At 70.5% G+C, this 14,536-nt stretch carries 10 protein-coding genes and 1 pseudogene; 9 read left to right on the top strand and 2 right to left on the bottom strand.

Annotation, left to right across the window (positions count from 1 at the left end; genetic code table 11):
* Positions 1 to 330 precede the first annotated feature (330 nt).
* Positions 331 to 1,035, top strand: a complete 705-nt coding sequence (locus ACFWBD_RS05025) for a DNA polymerase beta superfamily protein (protein ID WP_385662763.1) — start codon at positions 331 to 333, stop codon at positions 1,033 to 1,035.
* A gap of 432 nt (positions 1,036 to 1,467) precedes the next feature.
* Complete coding sequence (locus tag ACFWBD_RS05020) at positions 1,468 to 3,726, top strand: elongation factor G (protein ID WP_385662760.1); 2,259 nt, start codon at positions 1,468 to 1,470, stop codon at positions 3,724 to 3,726.
* 187 nt (positions 3,727 to 3,913) lie between these two features.
* On the opposite strand, the gene ACFWBD_RS05015 is transcribed toward ACFWBD_RS05020, so the two are convergent.
* On the bottom strand, positions 3,914 to 5,707 hold the full coding sequence (locus tag ACFWBD_RS05015; protein ID WP_385662757.1) for a coagulation factor 5/8 type domain-containing protein: 1,794 nt from the start codon (positions 5,705 to 5,707) through the stop codon (positions 3,914 to 3,916).
* 230 nt (positions 5,708 to 5,937) lie between these two features.
* Here ACFWBD_RS05015 and ACFWBD_RS05010 point away from each other — a divergent pair, with 230 nt between their 5' ends.
* The 5 genes and pseudogenes from ACFWBD_RS05010 to ACFWBD_RS04990 form a co-directional block, all read left to right on the top strand.
* Positions 5,938 to 7,257: an ABC transporter substrate-binding protein gene (locus tag ACFWBD_RS05010; protein ID WP_385662754.1), complete on the top strand. Its 1,320-nt coding sequence runs from the start codon at positions 5,938 to 5,940 to the stop codon at positions 7,255 to 7,257.
* A 5-nt stretch (positions 7,258 to 7,262) separates the two neighbouring features.
* Complete coding sequence (locus tag ACFWBD_RS05005) at positions 7,263 to 8,249, top strand: carbohydrate ABC transporter permease (RefSeq protein ID WP_385662751.1); 987 nt, start codon at positions 7,263 to 7,265, stop codon at positions 8,247 to 8,249.
* A gap of 7 nt (positions 8,250 to 8,256) precedes the next feature.
* Positions 8,257 to 9,096, top strand: coding sequence for a carbohydrate ABC transporter permease (locus tag ACFWBD_RS05000; RefSeq protein WP_385662890.1), 840 nt, complete (start codon positions 8,257 to 8,259; stop codon positions 9,094 to 9,096).
* A 29-nt stretch (positions 9,097 to 9,125) separates the two neighbouring features.
* The gene (locus ACFWBD_RS04995; RefSeq protein ID WP_385662748.1) at positions 9,126 to 10,484 is read left to right on the top strand and encodes a GH1 family beta-glucosidase; all 1,359 of its coding nucleotides are present in this window, start codon (positions 9,126 to 9,128) and stop codon (positions 10,482 to 10,484) included.
* Positions 10,485 to 10,737: 253 nt separating this feature from the next.
* A pseudogene (locus ACFWBD_RS04990) lies at positions 10,738 to 11,238 on the top strand (alpha/beta fold hydrolase); the annotation flags it as partial.
* Between the two features lie 37 nt (positions 11,239 to 11,275).
* Here ACFWBD_RS04990 and ACFWBD_RS04985 read toward each other — a convergent pair.
* Positions 11,276 to 12,229, bottom strand: coding sequence for an ArsA-related P-loop ATPase (locus tag ACFWBD_RS04985; protein ID WP_385662746.1), 954 nt, complete (start codon positions 12,227 to 12,229; stop codon positions 11,276 to 11,278).
* 126 nt (positions 12,230 to 12,355) lie between these two features.
* Between ACFWBD_RS04985 and ACFWBD_RS04980 the strand changes: the two genes are divergently transcribed.
* Complete coding sequence (locus tag ACFWBD_RS04980; protein WP_385662743.1) at positions 12,356 to 13,009, top strand: GNAT family N-acetyltransferase; 654 nt, start codon at positions 12,356 to 12,358, stop codon at positions 13,007 to 13,009.
* A gap of 4 nt (positions 13,010 to 13,013) precedes the next feature.
* Positions 13,014 to 14,534 carry an ABC transporter substrate-binding protein gene (locus tag ACFWBD_RS04975; protein WP_385662740.1) on the top strand — a complete coding sequence of 507 codons (1,521 nt, stop codon included), beginning with the start codon at positions 13,014 to 13,016 and terminating at the stop codon, positions 14,532 to 14,534.
* Positions 14,535 to 14,536 lie beyond the last annotated feature (2 nt).

Here is a 14,536-nt window from a genome sequence, read left to right as displayed (position 1 = left end):
GGGGCGGGGCCGGTCCCCGCGTGAACGCGCCCCGGGCGGGTTCCCGAGGGATTCCTCTCGTCGACCTGGGTGCGTGCCAGGCACCCTGTGGGCTCCGCTGCTGCTACGTCTGCCCCTACACGGCACCACCGGCAGGGCCGCTCGACCAGCGCACTGATCCGTACGGGTGAAGCGCCGGGCGGGGCGGGGCACGGGCCCGACCGCCGGTGGAGCAGGCCGTCCGGCCGGAAAATGCGAGGTGGTCCGGGCCGGAGCCGGGGCATCATGGCGGTCCTGCCGCCCGGCCGAGGGGGCAGGCGATCACCATCAGGGGAACGACCGGGGGCACCTGTGACCGTCACCAACATCCTGCTGTCCGGCATCGTCGGCTCGACCGCCTACGGGCTCGCCCACGAAGGCTCCGACGTGGACCGGCTCGGCATGTTCGCCGCCCCCACCGAGGACCTGCACGGTCTGCACCAGCCCAAGGAGTCGTACGTCAGCACGTCACCCGACCGCACCCTGCACGAAGCCGGCAAGTGGTGCCGACTCGCCCTCGGCGGCAACCCGACCGTGATGGAACTCGTCTGGCTGCCGGACGAGTTGTACGAGGTGCGGACCCCGCTCGGCGAGGAACTCATCTCCCTCCGTGAGACGTTGCTCAGCGCACGTCGGGTCCGGGACGCCTACCTGGGCTACGCCACGCAGCAGTTCCGCAAGCTACGGAACCGCAGCGAAGGTCCCCTCGCCGCGGACACCCGCAAACGGACCGCCAAGCACGCCCGCCACCTCAAGCGACTGTGCACCCAGGGCTACGAGCTGTACGCCACAGGGCGGTTGACGATCCGCGTCGACGACCCCGAGGACTACCACAGGTTCGGTGAGCAGGTCGCGGCCGATCCCGAAGCCGCGCTGCCACTGCTGAGCGGCTTCGAGGAGGCGTTCGCGGAGACGCGCAGCGTGCTGCCCGAACAGCCCGACGAGACGGCCGCCGACGCGTGGCTGCGCCGGGTGCGGAGGCAGTTCTACACGGCGGCGCAGACCGCGAGCGGGTGACCGACGGGCGCGCTCGCGCCACGCCGGTAGGCGGAGTCGTGCCGGAACAGCCGTGCCGGAGCGGCCGCGTGGCGCGTGCGACAAACCGCGTGCGGCGCGGGCCCGTTCGCCCCTACACTCGCCAGAACCGAGCGCGGCCCACGACACGGGCAGCGCGGTACCGAGACGAACGAGGGGGGCCCGGCCATGCGTGACCACACCGCTGTCGTCGCTCCCCGATCCCGCTACGAGGTGATCCTCGTGTCTCCGTCCGTCCGGTGCTCGCTGCGCGGCCGGCACCGGACGTCCTGACGAACGCCTGAGTACGGCAATGCCTCGCTGACGTGCCATATCTGACTGCACGTCAGCGCATCGGCACGGCGACCACGTGCCCGGCGTTCGTCCGGGAATCGCGCTGCCCGTTCTCGGAAACACCCCGAAAGGCCAAGGGCCGTGCGCAACCACCTCGACCGTCATCTCTCCGCCGTGCGCAACCTGGGCATCCTCGCCCACGTCGACGCCGGCAAGACCACCGTCACGGAGCGGATCCTGTATGCCACCGGGACCACGCACAAGCGCGGCGAGGTCCACGACGGCACGACCATCACCGACTTCGACCCCCAGGAGCGCGACCGCGGAATCACCATCTTCGCCGCGGCCGTCAGCTGCGACTGGGACGGCCACCGCATCAACCTGATCGACACCCCCGGGCACGTCGACTTCGCCGACGAGGTCGAACGATCCCTGCGGGTGCTCGACGGGGCGGTGGCGGTGTTCGACGCCGTCGCGGGCGTGGAACCGCAGAGCGAGTCCGTGTGGCGGCAGGCCGACCGGCACGGAGTACCGAGGATCGCGTTCGTCAACAAGCTGGACCGGGTGGGCGCCGACCTCGACGCCGCGGTGGCGTCGATCCGGGAACGGCTCCATCCGCTCCCACTGGTCGTACAACTGCCGATCGGCACCGAAGACGGCTTCACCGGCGTCGTCGACCTGCTGCGCATGCGTGCGCTGACCTGGAGCGACGGCGGTGAGGCGGCCGTCGAGGACGTCGTACCGGACGATCTTCGCGAGGAGGCGTTGCGCCGGCGCCGGCTGCTGGAGGAAGCCGTGGCGGAGCGGCACCCGGCCGCCCTGGAGGAGTTCTGCGACCGGGAGACACTCTCCGTCGAGACCCTCTCCGGCGCCCTGCGCGAGCTGACCCGCACCGGCGACGGCGTGGTCGTCCTGTGCGGCTCGGCCTACCGCAACCGCGGGATCGAACCGCTGCTCGACGCCGTCGTCGCCTATCTGCCGTCACCGTTGGACGTGCCGCCGGTATGCGGTATGCCTGGTGGCGCCGACGGTATGCGAAACGCCAGGGGCGGTATGCGCGAAGCCGCCGACGGCATGCCACGTGCCGCCGGTACGCGGCATGGAGCCGACGGTATGAGTGATGCCGCCGACCACATACACGGTGCTGTCCACGGTATGCACGAAGGTGCCGGCCCCGCGCGCGAGGGTGGCGACCGTATGCAGGATGCGGTAGGCGAACAACGACCCGCCGACCCCGCCGCACCGTTCGCGGCGCTCGCGTTCAAGGTCTCCGCGACCCCCACGGGACGGCTCACCTATCTGCGGGTGTACTCGGGAACGATCGAGAAGGGAGACGCGGTATGGGAGTCGGGCGCCCGGCGTATCGAGCGGATCGGCCGGATCCTGCGTGTGCAGGCCGACCGGCACGCGCAGCTGGAGCGCGCGGTCGCCGGGGACATCGTGGCCGTGATCGGACTGAAGTCGGCCCGTGCGGGTTCCACGCTGAGCGCGCCGGGGGCGCGGGTCGTCCTCGAACCGCCCGGGGTCGCCGACCCGGTCGTCTCCGTGGCGGTCGAGGCGCGCGCGAGCACCGACGCCGACCGGCTGGCCTCGGCACTTGCCAGGCTGGCCGAGGAGGACCCCTCGCTGGTCGTCAGGACCGATCCGGAGACCGGTCAGACCGTGCTCTCGGGCATGGGTGAACTGCATCTGGAGGTGGCGGTGGAGAAGATCCGCCGCAGCCTCGGACTGGAGGTCAACGTGGGCCGCCCGAGGGTGACTTACCGCGAGACGGTCGCCCGCGGGGTGTCCGGCCTGGTCTTCCGGCATGTCAAACAGGACGGTGGGGCGGGCCAGTTCGCGCACATCGTGCTCGATGTCGAGCCGCTCGGCGCGGACGAGGCGGGAGGCGCTGCTGAAACCGGTTTCACGTTCCGGTCGACCGTGGTCGGTGGCCGGGTGCCGCAGGAGTACGTCCGCGCGGTCGAGGCCGGCTGCCGGGACGCCCTCGCCGAGGGTCCCGTGGGCGGACATCCGGTCACCGGGCTGCGGGTCACCCTGACGGACGGGGCGACCCATGTGAAGGACTCCTCCGAGACGGCCTTCCGTACGGCCGGCCGGCTCGGGCTGCGGGAAGCCCTGCGCGGCTGTGCGATGGTCGTGCTGGAACCGGTTGTCGAGATCACGGTCACCGTTCCCGAGGACGCCGTCGGCGGGGTCCTGGGTGATCTGGCCGCGCGGCGCGGGCGGGTCACCGACTCGGCCGTGCGCGGCGGTTCGGCGGTGGTCACCGCCACCGTGCCGCTGGCCGAACTGTTCGGCTACGCGACCCGCCTGCGCAGCCGGACCCAGGGCCGGGGCACCTTCTCGGCCCGGCCGACGGGGTACGCCCCGGCGCCGGCGACGGCGATGACGCGGTAGAGGTCCATGCCTCGCCCCGCGAGGGCGCAGGCCGCAAGCCGCCTTGTCGGTTCGTGCCACGAACACCTGGTGTTCGTGGCACGAACCAAAGGCTCGTGCCACCCACCCCTGTCGACCATGGGCGAGGCCCGCGTCCATGGGGCGAGGCCCGCGCCGCATCAGGGTCGTCGCCGTCCGCGCAGGCGGATCAGGGATACGACACCACGGTCGACGGCACCGTCGACGTGCCGGAGGTCGGCGCCCCGAGGTCGTTGATGACGTGCTCGTACTGGCCCTGGCCGCCCAGGGAGACCACCAGCAGGTCGTGGAACTTCACACCCGGTACGTTCGGGGCGGCGAAGCCGTGGTGCTGGACGATCGTCGGGTCGACGTTGTAGTAGCAGTAGCTGCCCAGCCCCCAGCCCTCGTGCGCGGTGACGTGGTTGCCGACCTTGTAGGCGGCGTAACCCTTTACCGAGCCGTTCTGGATCGCCGCCTGGTTCGGCGCGTCGTAGGCCTTCTCGTTCTGGAAGAAGATCGTGCGGCCGCGCTGGCCGTTCCACTGCACGTCGTACTTGTTGAAGTGCTCCACGAACAGGCCTGTGGCCAGCACGTCGTGGCCGTTGACGACGAGGCCGTAGTCGGCCCGGTTGGTCTCCCAGCCGACGCCCTCGCCGTGGTCGGCGCGCCAGATCCAGGTGTGGTCGACGATCGTGTGCCGGTTGTTGATCACCAGGCTGGTGGTGGCCCTGCCGGCGCCCGCGCCGCCGATCCGGACGAACACGTCCTGGACGGTGGTGGGGTTGGCGGAGTGGTCGCGCGAGGCTCCGGGCGGACCGACCTCCAGCAGGGTCGGGGAGTTGACGGGGCCGGCGTCGACGAGGAAGCCCGCCAGCCGGACGCCGTCGACGTCGGCCACCTTCACCGCGGTGACGCCGCTGTCCGGTATCAGGGTGGCGTAACCCAGGCCCAGCACGACGGTGTCGGCGCGGTTCACCTGGACCGGCCGGTCGAGGTGGTAGATCCCCGGCGTCAGCAGCAGGTTCAGCCCCTGTGCGAGGGCCTGGTTGAGCGTGGCGGCGCAGACGCCCGGCTTGGCGACGTAGAACCGCGACAGGGGCAGCGAGCTGCCGCGCGGTGTGCCGTTGCCCCAGGTGACCCCACGCGCGTTGGTGCGCTTGGCGGGCAGGAAGACGCGGAACGCGCCGGCGCCGTCGACATACAGGAAGGGCTTCTCCCGGGAGACCGGGGTCGTGTCGAGCGTGGTGTACGGGGGGTTGGGGAAACTCTGCGCGGGGGCGCCCTCCACCCCCGAGAACACCATGTTCCACACGCCGTTGAGCCAGCTGCCGATCGCGCTGTCCCGGGTGTACCACTGCTGCTGCGAGTACGGGCCGATCCCGCCCTCGACGCGGCTGTCGGCGATGTAGCCGCCACTGGCCCAACCGTAGCCGGAAGGCGCGAGGTCGAGGCCGCCGCGTATGTGCATCCGGCGGAACGGGGCCGCCTGGGCGACCGCCCACCGGTTGGTCCCGCTGACCGGGACGAGCGCGAGGTTCTCCGCCGAACGCCAGAAGTTCTGCGTGGCGTTGCCGCCGAACCAGCCCGCGTCGACGGTCACGTCGCCGTTGATGGTCGTGTCGTCGGGGGAGAGCCCGAGGCCCGCGATCGAGGTGTAGAAGCCCAGTTGGGCGTTGAGGCCGTGGTAAGAGCCGGGGCGGAAGAGCAACGCATAGCGTCCGGTGCCGAACTGGGCCGACTCCTGCTGTCGGAACACCGCGTCCAGCCGGGCCTGGATGTCCGGGGTCGACGGGTCGAAGACGAGGACGTTCGAGCCGAGGTCGCCACCGCCCGGAAGGGCGCGCAGACGCTTCCCGCGCGGGGCGGCGGAGGCCGGCGCGGAGGCGAGTCCGGCGAGCGCGGGGGCCGCCGCGGCCGTGGCGGCGGCGAGGACTGCTCTGCGGCGCACGGCGGGCGGCTCCGACGACGGAGTGTGGGGCATGGGCGGCTCTCCTCGGTCCAGGCCGTTCGAAGTGAACGGCTGATTTAAGGAAGTGAACGGTCGCTGTATGGAGAGCGCTCTCTCAGCGCTGAATGCTTCAACTACCCGAACGTGTGCGTCAAGTGGTGGGACGGGAGTTCCCCGGACCGTGCCGGAACTCTTGACGCGGCCCTCTTCCGAGGTTTAACTCACGTCCTAAATTAAGTCCTGATGACACCGGGAGCCGACCCATGCGCACCATCCGAGCCGCGGCCACAGGCGCCGTCTTCATGTCACTCGCCCTCGCGGCCACGGCCTGTGGAGGCGGCACCTCGACGGACGGCGAGGGTTCCAACGACTCGCCGAAGACCCTGACGTACTGGGCCTCGAACCAGGGCGCGAGCATCGAGGTGGACAAGAAGGTCCTCCAGCCGGAACTCGACAAGTTCGAGAAGCGGACCGGGATCAAGGTGAAGCTGGAGGTCGTCCCCTGGTCGGACCTGCTCAACCGGATCCTCACGGCGACCACGTCCGGCCAGGGCCCCGACGTCCTCAACATCGGCAACACCTGGTCGGCCTCGCTCCAGGCCACGGGCGCGCTGCTGCCCTGGGGCGAGGCGAACTTCGCGAAGATCGGCGGCAGAAACCGTTTCGTCGACTCAGCCCTCGGCTCGACGGGAGCCGAGGGCAAGGACCCGGCCGCGGTGCCGCTGTACTCGATGGCCTACGCCCTCTACTACAACAAGCAGATCTTCGCCGACGCCGGCATAGCCCAACCGCCGTCCACCTGGGCCGAGTTGGTGGCCGACGGCAAGAAAATCCAGGCGAAGGGCAAGCAGGTCCTGGGCGCCGAGGGCGCGAACGTCTCGGAAAACGTCCATCACGTCTTCACCTTCGCCAAACAGCACGGCGCCGACTACTTCACCGCCGACGGAAAGCCCGACTTCACGTCCGACGGCGCGGTCTCGGCGGTCAAGCAGTACGTCGACCTGATGGCGAAGGACAAGGCCATCCCGCCGGGCAACGCCGAGTACGCGCAGAACCAGTCCGTGAGCGACTTCGCCAAGGGGAAGACGGCGATGCTGCTGTGGCAGACCGCGTCCGCCAACCTCAAGTCCCAGGGCATGAGCGAGGACAAGTACGGCATCGCCCCGGTGCCCGTGCAGTCCGGCACCCCCGGCACCGGCGCCCAGGTCAACTCGATGGTCGCGGGCATCAACCTGGCGGTCTTCAAGAACACCGACAACCTCGACGGCGCCACCGAGTTCGTGAAGTTCATGACCGGCGACGAGGAGCAGAAAATCCTCAACAAGGCCTACAGCACCATCCCGCCCGTCGCCTCCGCCCAGTCGGACGCCGGGTTCAACTCGCCCGCGAACGCGGTCCTGAAGGACACCCTCGCCAAGAGCGCCGCCGCGCTGCCGCAGGTCGCCGACGAGTCCCAGTTCGAGACGGTGATCGGTACGGCCGTCAAGGAACTGTTCGCCGACGCGGCCGCCGGGCGCCCGGTGACCGCCGAGTCGGTGAAGGCCAAGCTCGCCAAGGCCCAGCAGCAAATGCCGGCGAAGTGAGCCCGATGACCACCACGGCCGAGGTGGAAAAGCCTCGGGTGGACCCTGGCCCCGGCCGGGCCCCGCGCCCGCGTCCCGGCCGGATCCGCCGTATCGGACTGCCCTACCTGCTGCTCCTGCCCGCTCTCGTTCTCGAACTCCTCGTACACCTCGTGCCGATGGTGATCGGCATCATGATGAGCTTCAAGGAGCTCACCCAGTTCTACATCCGCGACTGGGGCACGGCGCCCTGGTCCGGCCTCGACAACTACAAGGTGTCGGTGGACTTCGACGCCCCCGTCGGCGAGGCCCTGCTGCACTCCTTCCTCGTCACCGTCGGCTTCACCCTGCTCTCGGTGGGCCTGTGCTGGCTCATCGGCACCGCGGCGGCGATCTTCATGCAGGACACCTTCCGCGGCCGGGGCCTGCTCAGGGCGCTCTTCCTGGTGCCGTACGCCCTGCCGGTCTACGCGGCCGTGATCACCTGGGTCTTCATGTTCCAGCACGACAACGGCCTGGTGAACCACGTCCTGCACGACCAGCTGCACCTCACCGACAAGCCGTCCTTCTGGCTGATCGGCGACAACAGTTTCTACGCGTTGCTCACCGTGTCGGTATGGAAGGGCTGGCCGTTCGCCTTCCTCATCGTCATGGCCGGCCTGCAGAACATCCCCGGCGAGCTGTACGAGGCGGCCGCACTGGACGGCGCGGGCAGGTGGCAGCAGATCCGCCGCATCACCCTGCCGTCCCTGGGTCCGGTCAACCAGGTACTGATCCTGGTTCTGTTCCTCTGGACGTTCAACGACTTCAACACGCCGTTCGTCCTGTTCGGCAGGGCCGCCCCGGAGGCCGCGGACCTCATCTCGGTCCACATCTACCAAGCCTCCTTCGTGACCTGGAACTTCGGCACGGGTTCGGCGATGTCGGTCCTGCTGCTGGTCTTCCTGCTGGCCGTGACGGGCGTCTACCTCGCCGTCACCTCACGTGGACGGAGGGCTTCTCGTGCGTCGTAACTCCGCGCTGGCTCCACCGAGTTCGTTTGTCTGGTCCCGGCGGATCTTCCTCACCCTGCTCACCGGGTTCGTGCTGCTGCCGGTGTACGTGATGATCTCCAGCTCCCTGAAACCCCTCGCCGACGTCACGGGCGAGTTCCACTGGCTGCCCAGCGGTCTGACGATCCGCCCGTACATCGACATCTGGTCGACGGTCCCGCTCGCCAGGTACTTCGTGAACTCGCTGGTCGTGGCGGGCGCGGCGACCGTCTGCTCCGTGGTGATCGCCGTGTTCAGCGCCTACGCGGTAAGCCGTTACGACTTCCGTGGGAAACGGGCCTTCACGGTCACCGTGCTGTCGACGCAGATGTTCCCGGGCATCCTCTTCCTTCTCCCGCTGTTCCTGCTCTACGTCAACATCGGCAACGCCACCGGCATCGCGCTGTTCGGCTCGCGCGGCGGGCTGATCCTGACGTATCTGACCTTCTCCCTCCCCTTCTCCATCTGGATGCTGATCGGCTACTTCGACTCGGTGCCGCGCGACCTCGACGAGGCGGCGCTGGTGGACGGCTGCGGCCCGCTCGGCGCGCTCTTCCGGATCGTCGTACCGGCCGCGATACCCGGCATCGTGGCGGTCGCCGTCTACGCCTTCATGACCGCCTGGGGAGAGGTGCTGTTCGCCTCCGTCATGACCAACGACACCACCCGCACGCTCGCCGTCGGACTCCAGGGCTACTCCACCCTCAACGACGTCTACTGGAACCAGATCATGGCCGCCTCGCTGGTCGTGAGTGTGCCGGTGGTGGCCGGCTTCCTGCTGCTCCAGCGCTATCTCGTCGCCGGACTGACGGCCGGAGCCGTGAAGTGAGCAACCCGTTCGATTCCGAGAGGACTTCAGTGACCATCGACTTTGCCGCCCTGCCCCAGGACTTCCTGTGGGGGACCGCCACCTCGGCGTACCAGATCGAGGGAGCCGTGGCGGAGGACGGCCGTTCGCCGTCGATCTGGGACACCTTCTCGCACACTCCCGGAAAGATCGCGGACGACGACCACGGCGACGTCGCCTGCGACCACTACCACCGCTGGCGCGAGGACATCGGCCTGATGCGCCAACTCGGCTCCAACGCCTACCGGTTGTCGGTCTCGTGGCCCCGGGTGCTGCCGGGCGGCGACGGTCCGCCGAACCCCAAGGGCCTGGACTTCTACGACAAGTTGATCGACGGTCTGCTGGGGGCGGGCATCACCCCGTCCGTCACCCTCTACCACTGGGACCTGCCGCAGGTTCTCCAGGACCGCGGCGGCTGGCCCGAGCGGCGCACCGCCGAGCACTTCGCCGCGTACGCGGCGGTCGTCGCCGAGCGGCTGGGCGACCGCGTCACCCACTGGGCCACCCTGAACGAACCCCTGTGCTCGGCCTGGATCGGCCACCTCGAAGGCAAGATGGCCCCCGGCCTCACGGACCTGACGGCGGCCGTCCGCGCCTCCTACCACCTGCTCCTCGGCCACGGACTCGCCGTCCAGGCCATTCGGGCGGCCGTCCCGCGCGCGGAGATCGGCATCGTCAACAACCTCTCCACCGTCCACCCGGCCACCGACCGCCCCGAGGACATCGCCGCCGCCCACCGCATGGACGGCCACACCAACCGCTGGTGGCTCGACCCGGTTCACGGCCGGGGCTTCCCGGCCGACATGCGGGAGGTGTACGGCGTCGAACTCCCGGAACAGCCAAATGACTTGGCGAGGATCGCCGCTCCGCTGGACTGGCTGGGCCTGAACTACTACTTCCCGGCGAGGGTGAGCGACGACCCCAACGGTCCTGCTCCGCACGCTCGTTCCCTACGCCAGGCCGGTGTCCCGCGTACCGGCATGGACTGGGAGGTCGATCCGAGCGGCATCGAGACGCTGCTGCTGCGCCTGACCGAGGAGTACGGCGCCCGGCGGCTGTACGTCACGGAAAACGGTTCCGCGTACCCGGACGTCGTCCGCCCCGACGGCACCGTCGACGACCCCGAGCGCCAGGCCTACCTGACCGGCCACCTCGCCGCCTGCGCCTCGGCCGCCCGCAAGGGCGCACCGCTGGCCGGCTACTTCGCCTGGTCCCTGCTGGACAACTTCGAGTGGGCTTACGGCTATGACAAGCGCTTCGGCCTCGTCCACGTCGACTACCCCACCCAGGCCCGCACGATCAAGGGCACCGGACGCCACTACGCGGAGATCATCCGTCGCCACCGGGAAGGGGTGGCGAAGGCCGCCTGAGGCCACGGGGCGCGGCGGGCGCGGGTGCGGGAGCGCGCGTCCGCCGCGCCCCACTTCCGTGGATGCCCGTGAGTGATGGGCATTGCGGGCCAAGTACTGCAAGGGCTGCACCGAGGCGGGCGGCGGCACCTACGACTTCACTTGACCCACCCGAACGGCGGGCCGCGCCGACGCCTGGCACACGTACGCCGTGGAGTGGACGCCGACCGCCATGCGCTTCTACGTCGGCGACCGCCCTGAAACGCTCAGGCACGTGGTCACCTTCACCGCCCACGACGGAACCCGCCTCGCCCACCACGAGTCCGGAGTCGGACCGCCCCTGGTCTGTCTGCCCGGCGGGCCCATGCAGTCCGCCAATTACCTGGGTGACCTGGGTGGGCTCACGTCGCACCGCCGACTGATCGGGCTGGATCCGAGGGGCACGGGGGAGTCGGCGATCCCGCAGGACGCGGCGTCGTACCGATGTGATCGCCTGGTCGACGACGTCGAGGCCCTGCGTGAGCATCTCGGCCTCGACCGCATCGACCTGCTCGCCCATTCCGGCGGAGCCAACCTGGCGGTCCTCTACGCGGCCCGCCACCCCGAGCGCGTCGCCCGTTTCCTGCTGATCACCCCGAGCGTCTACGCCGTCGGCCTGGAGATCACCGCGGGGGACCGGCTCGCGACGGCCCGCCTGCGTCGGGACGAACCGTGGTTCGCCTCTGCGTACGCGGCACTGGAAGCGATTACCGCCGGGCCCGCCACGGCCGACTCATGCCGGCGAGGGTGCGCAGGAGTTGGCCGCGCTCCTGTCAGTGAAGTGATGCCGGGCCCGGGGTGAACTCCGGGTCCACCTGGGCCGCCAGATCCTCGCCCGTCGCCGCGTCCGCCCAGGCGCGGGCGTTGCGGAGGTGGAACTCCACGGCGTGGCGGTGGAGGACCGGCCAGTTCTTCCCGCGGGCGTCGACCGTCTCGCGCAGGAGGTTGAGGGCATGGTGGTTGGGTGCCTCCAACTCGCCGTGTGGGTTGCCCCGTTCGGCCGAGCGGACCCACGGGGAGTGCATGAGGTGGGTGAGGAGGTCGTCGCCCACCTCCTCCTTGAGGAAGAGCAGGTCGTCCTCGCCGGTCACCTTGTTGCCGACCACGGCGAGGGGGATGCCGAACTCGCGGGCGTGGTCGCGGTACTGGCGGTAGACGGAGACGCCCTTGCGGGTGGGTTCGGCCACCAGGAACGTCATGTCGAACCGGGTGAACAGGCCGGAGGCGAAGGCGTCCGCGCCGGCCGTCATGTCCATCACCAGGTACTCGCCCGGTCCGTCCACCAGGTGGCTCAGATAGAGCTCCACCGCGCCCAGTTTGGAGTGGTAGCAGGCCACCCCCAGGTCGCTCTCGTCGAACTCGCCCGTCACCATCAACGGCACGCCACCGACCTTCTGGACGTGCCGCGTGTGCAGTGCGTCGTCGCCCAGGAGGCGCAGCAGCCGGGAGCCGCGGCCCGGCGGGGTCGTCTTGACCATCGCCTCGCGGGAGGTGATCCGCGCATTGGTGCCGCGTAGCAGGTCCTTGATGTCGCCCAGATGCGCGGCCAGCGGCGGGGCGGTGAAGGGCGCCGTGCCCGCCGTGGGGTCCAGCGCCTCGGACAGGTGCTGGTTGATGTCGCCGTCCACGGCCAGCACCGGGGCGCCGGATCGCGCCAACTGCCGGGCGAACAGGGCCGACAGGGTCGTCTTGCCACTGCCGCCCTTCCCCACGAACGCGACGCGCATCACAGCACCCCCTTGTTGAAAATGAAAGTCATGTGGCTAGATTTAGGGGCGTGCCGTGATCTCTGTCAAATCCGGGAGTGGTGGTTAAGTGATCAACCTTCTGTGCTTAATGCATAAGATGTGCAAGTGCGTGACTACTGCATCAGGCCCGCGGGCCCCCAGGACCTCGACGGCGCCCGAGCCGTCATGCTCGACACCGTCTACCGCGATTTCGGAACCGGTTACGTGCCCCGCTGGCACGGCGACATCATCGACCCCGACGCCGCCTACCTCGTCCCGGCCCGCCACACCCTGCTGGTCGCGCTCGACGGCGCGGACGGTGAGGTCGTCGCCACGGCGGCCCTGGACTCCCGGGGGCCCGCGCACCCGCCGAACCCGCGCCACGTCGCCGAGCGTTACCCCTGCGGCACGACCGCGCAACTGCGCCGCGTCTACGTCCGCCGGGAGCACCGTCGGCGCGGCCTCGCCCGGCGGCTGGTCGCCGAACTCCTCGCCTTCGCGGCCGCGGACGGCGGCTACCGGTCCGTCTATCTGCACACGGACCCGGCCGTGGAGGGAGCCGAGGGGTTCTGGCGGTCGCTCGGCACCGTCGTGCACGACGAGCGGGAAGAGGTGACCGGCAGTCAGGGCATCGTGCACTTCGACGTCCCCCTCGGCGCCCTCCGCCCCGCCTCCCCCTCCCCTTCCACTACCTCCGTCCCTTCAGGCTCCCCAGCTCCCTCCGTCACTGCCGCTGCTGCCCCTCCTTCCTCCTCTCGCCCTCGTCCCCCAGGCCGGTAACTCCATGCGCTTCCCCCGCCGTCCCCGCGGCCCCCGTCCTCCCCGGCCTCTCGCCGCGTTCCTCCTCACCCCGCTGCTCGCCGGCTGCTTCGCCTCCTCCGGTGGCGACGACGCTGCGGCCTCCGGCGCCGGCGACGGCTCCCGGCTGCGCGTCGCCCTCGCCTTCCCGCCCGCCGAGAACCTCTCCCCGTACGGCGCCGACGCCACGATCCTCAGCCGCCTCGGGGTCACCGAGGGGCTGACCGGCCTCGACGCCAACGGCGCCGCCGCCCCCGCGCTCGCCGCGTCCTGGCGCCGCGAGGACGCCCGCAACTGGCTGTTCACCCTGCGCGAGGCCGTCTTCCAGGACGGTACGGAGGTCACGCCCGCCGCCGTCGCCGCCTCCCTCACGCACGCCACCGAGGCCGAGCCGGCCCCGGCCGCGCTCTCCGGCGTCACCCTCACGGCGAAGGCGGAGGGCGGCACCGGCGTACGCGTCACCACCGCCGCCCCCGACCCGGTCCTGCCTCTGCGCCTGTCCAGTCCCGGACTCGCCGTCCTCGCCCCGAAGGCCTACGGGACGAAGGGCGCCGTCGACCCGGCAGGCACCGCCACCGGCCCCTTCGAACTCACCGGGGTCACCGGCGCCACCGCCGCCGGCCTCGACCGCTTCGACGACTACTGGGGCGGCCGGGCCCAGGCCTCAGGCGTCGACGTGCGCTTCATCGCCGACGGCACCGCCCGTGCCAACGCCCTGCGCACCGGCCAGGTCGACCTCGCCGAGGCGATACCCGTCTCCCAGGCCGCCACCCTCGACGCGGACACCCGCCGCGAGACCGCCACGACCCGCACGACCAGCCTGCTTCTCAACGTGAAGTCGGGCGTCTTCAAGGACCCGGCACTGCGCGCCGCCGCCCGCGCCGCCGTCGACACCTCCGCGCTCGCCAAGGGCGTCTACGAGGGACACGCGGACGCCGGCGCCGGTATCTACGGCCCCGCCGTCACCTGGGCCGAGGGCAAGCGCGTCGAGCCCGCCGGGCGGGCGAAGGCCGGTAGCCCCGGCGGTGCCTCGCTCACCCTCGCCACCTACGCCAACCGGCCCGAACTCCCGGAAGCCGCACAGGTGTTGAAGCAGCAACTGGAGAAGGCCGGCTTCAAGGTGAAGCTGGAGGTGCGTGAGTACTCGCGGCTGGAGAGCGACGCGCTCGCGGGGAAGTTCGACGCCTTCGTCGGCGCCCGCAACAGCCTCCTCGACACCGGCGACCCCGTCTCCCTCCTGGCCGGTGACTTCACCTGCGACGGCGGCTACAACCTCGCCCTGCTGTGCGACAAGGGCGTCGACCGGGCGGTCGCCGAGGCGCAGACGGTGGCCGGCACCGACGAGCGGCAGGACGCCGCCATGGCCGCCGAGGCCGCGATCCTCGGCACGGACGCCGTCGTCCCGCTCGTCCACCAGCGTGTCATCACCGGTGTCGGCGCCAAGGTCAGTGGTGTACTCCTCGATCCGTACGAGCGCGCTCTCGTCGGCGCCGGGACCCGGCGCTGACG

The organism is Streptomyces sp. NPDC060002, from assembly GCF_042737245.1.
Lineage (GTDB): Bacteria > Actinomycetota > Actinomycetes > Streptomycetales > Streptomycetaceae > Streptomyces.
Note: the sequence above shows the minus strand (reverse complement) of the source record. Positions and strands in the feature narration are given on the sequence as shown.

Excerpts from the sequence above, each read along its gene's own strand:
- ACFWBD_RS05015 (WP_385662757.1), bottom strand. The coding sequence starts at position 5,707 with ATGCCCCACACTCCGTCGTCGGAGCCGCCCGCCGTGCGCCGCAGAGCA.
- ACFWBD_RS05010 (WP_385662754.1), top strand. The coding sequence starts at position 5,938 with ATGCGCACCATCCGAGCCGCGGCCACAGGCGCCGTCTTCATGTCACTC.
- ACFWBD_RS05005 (WP_385662751.1), top strand. The coding sequence starts at position 7,263 with ATGACCACCACGGCCGAGGTGGAAAAGCCTCGGGTGGACCCTGGCCCC.
- ACFWBD_RS04985 (WP_385662746.1), bottom strand. The coding sequence starts at position 12,229 with ATGCGCGTCGCGTTCGTGGGGAAGGGCGGCAGTGGCAAGACGACCCTG.
- ACFWBD_RS04975 (WP_385662740.1), top strand. The coding sequence starts at position 13,014 with ATGCGCTTCCCCCGCCGTCCCCGCGGCCCCCGTCCTCCCCGGCCTCTC.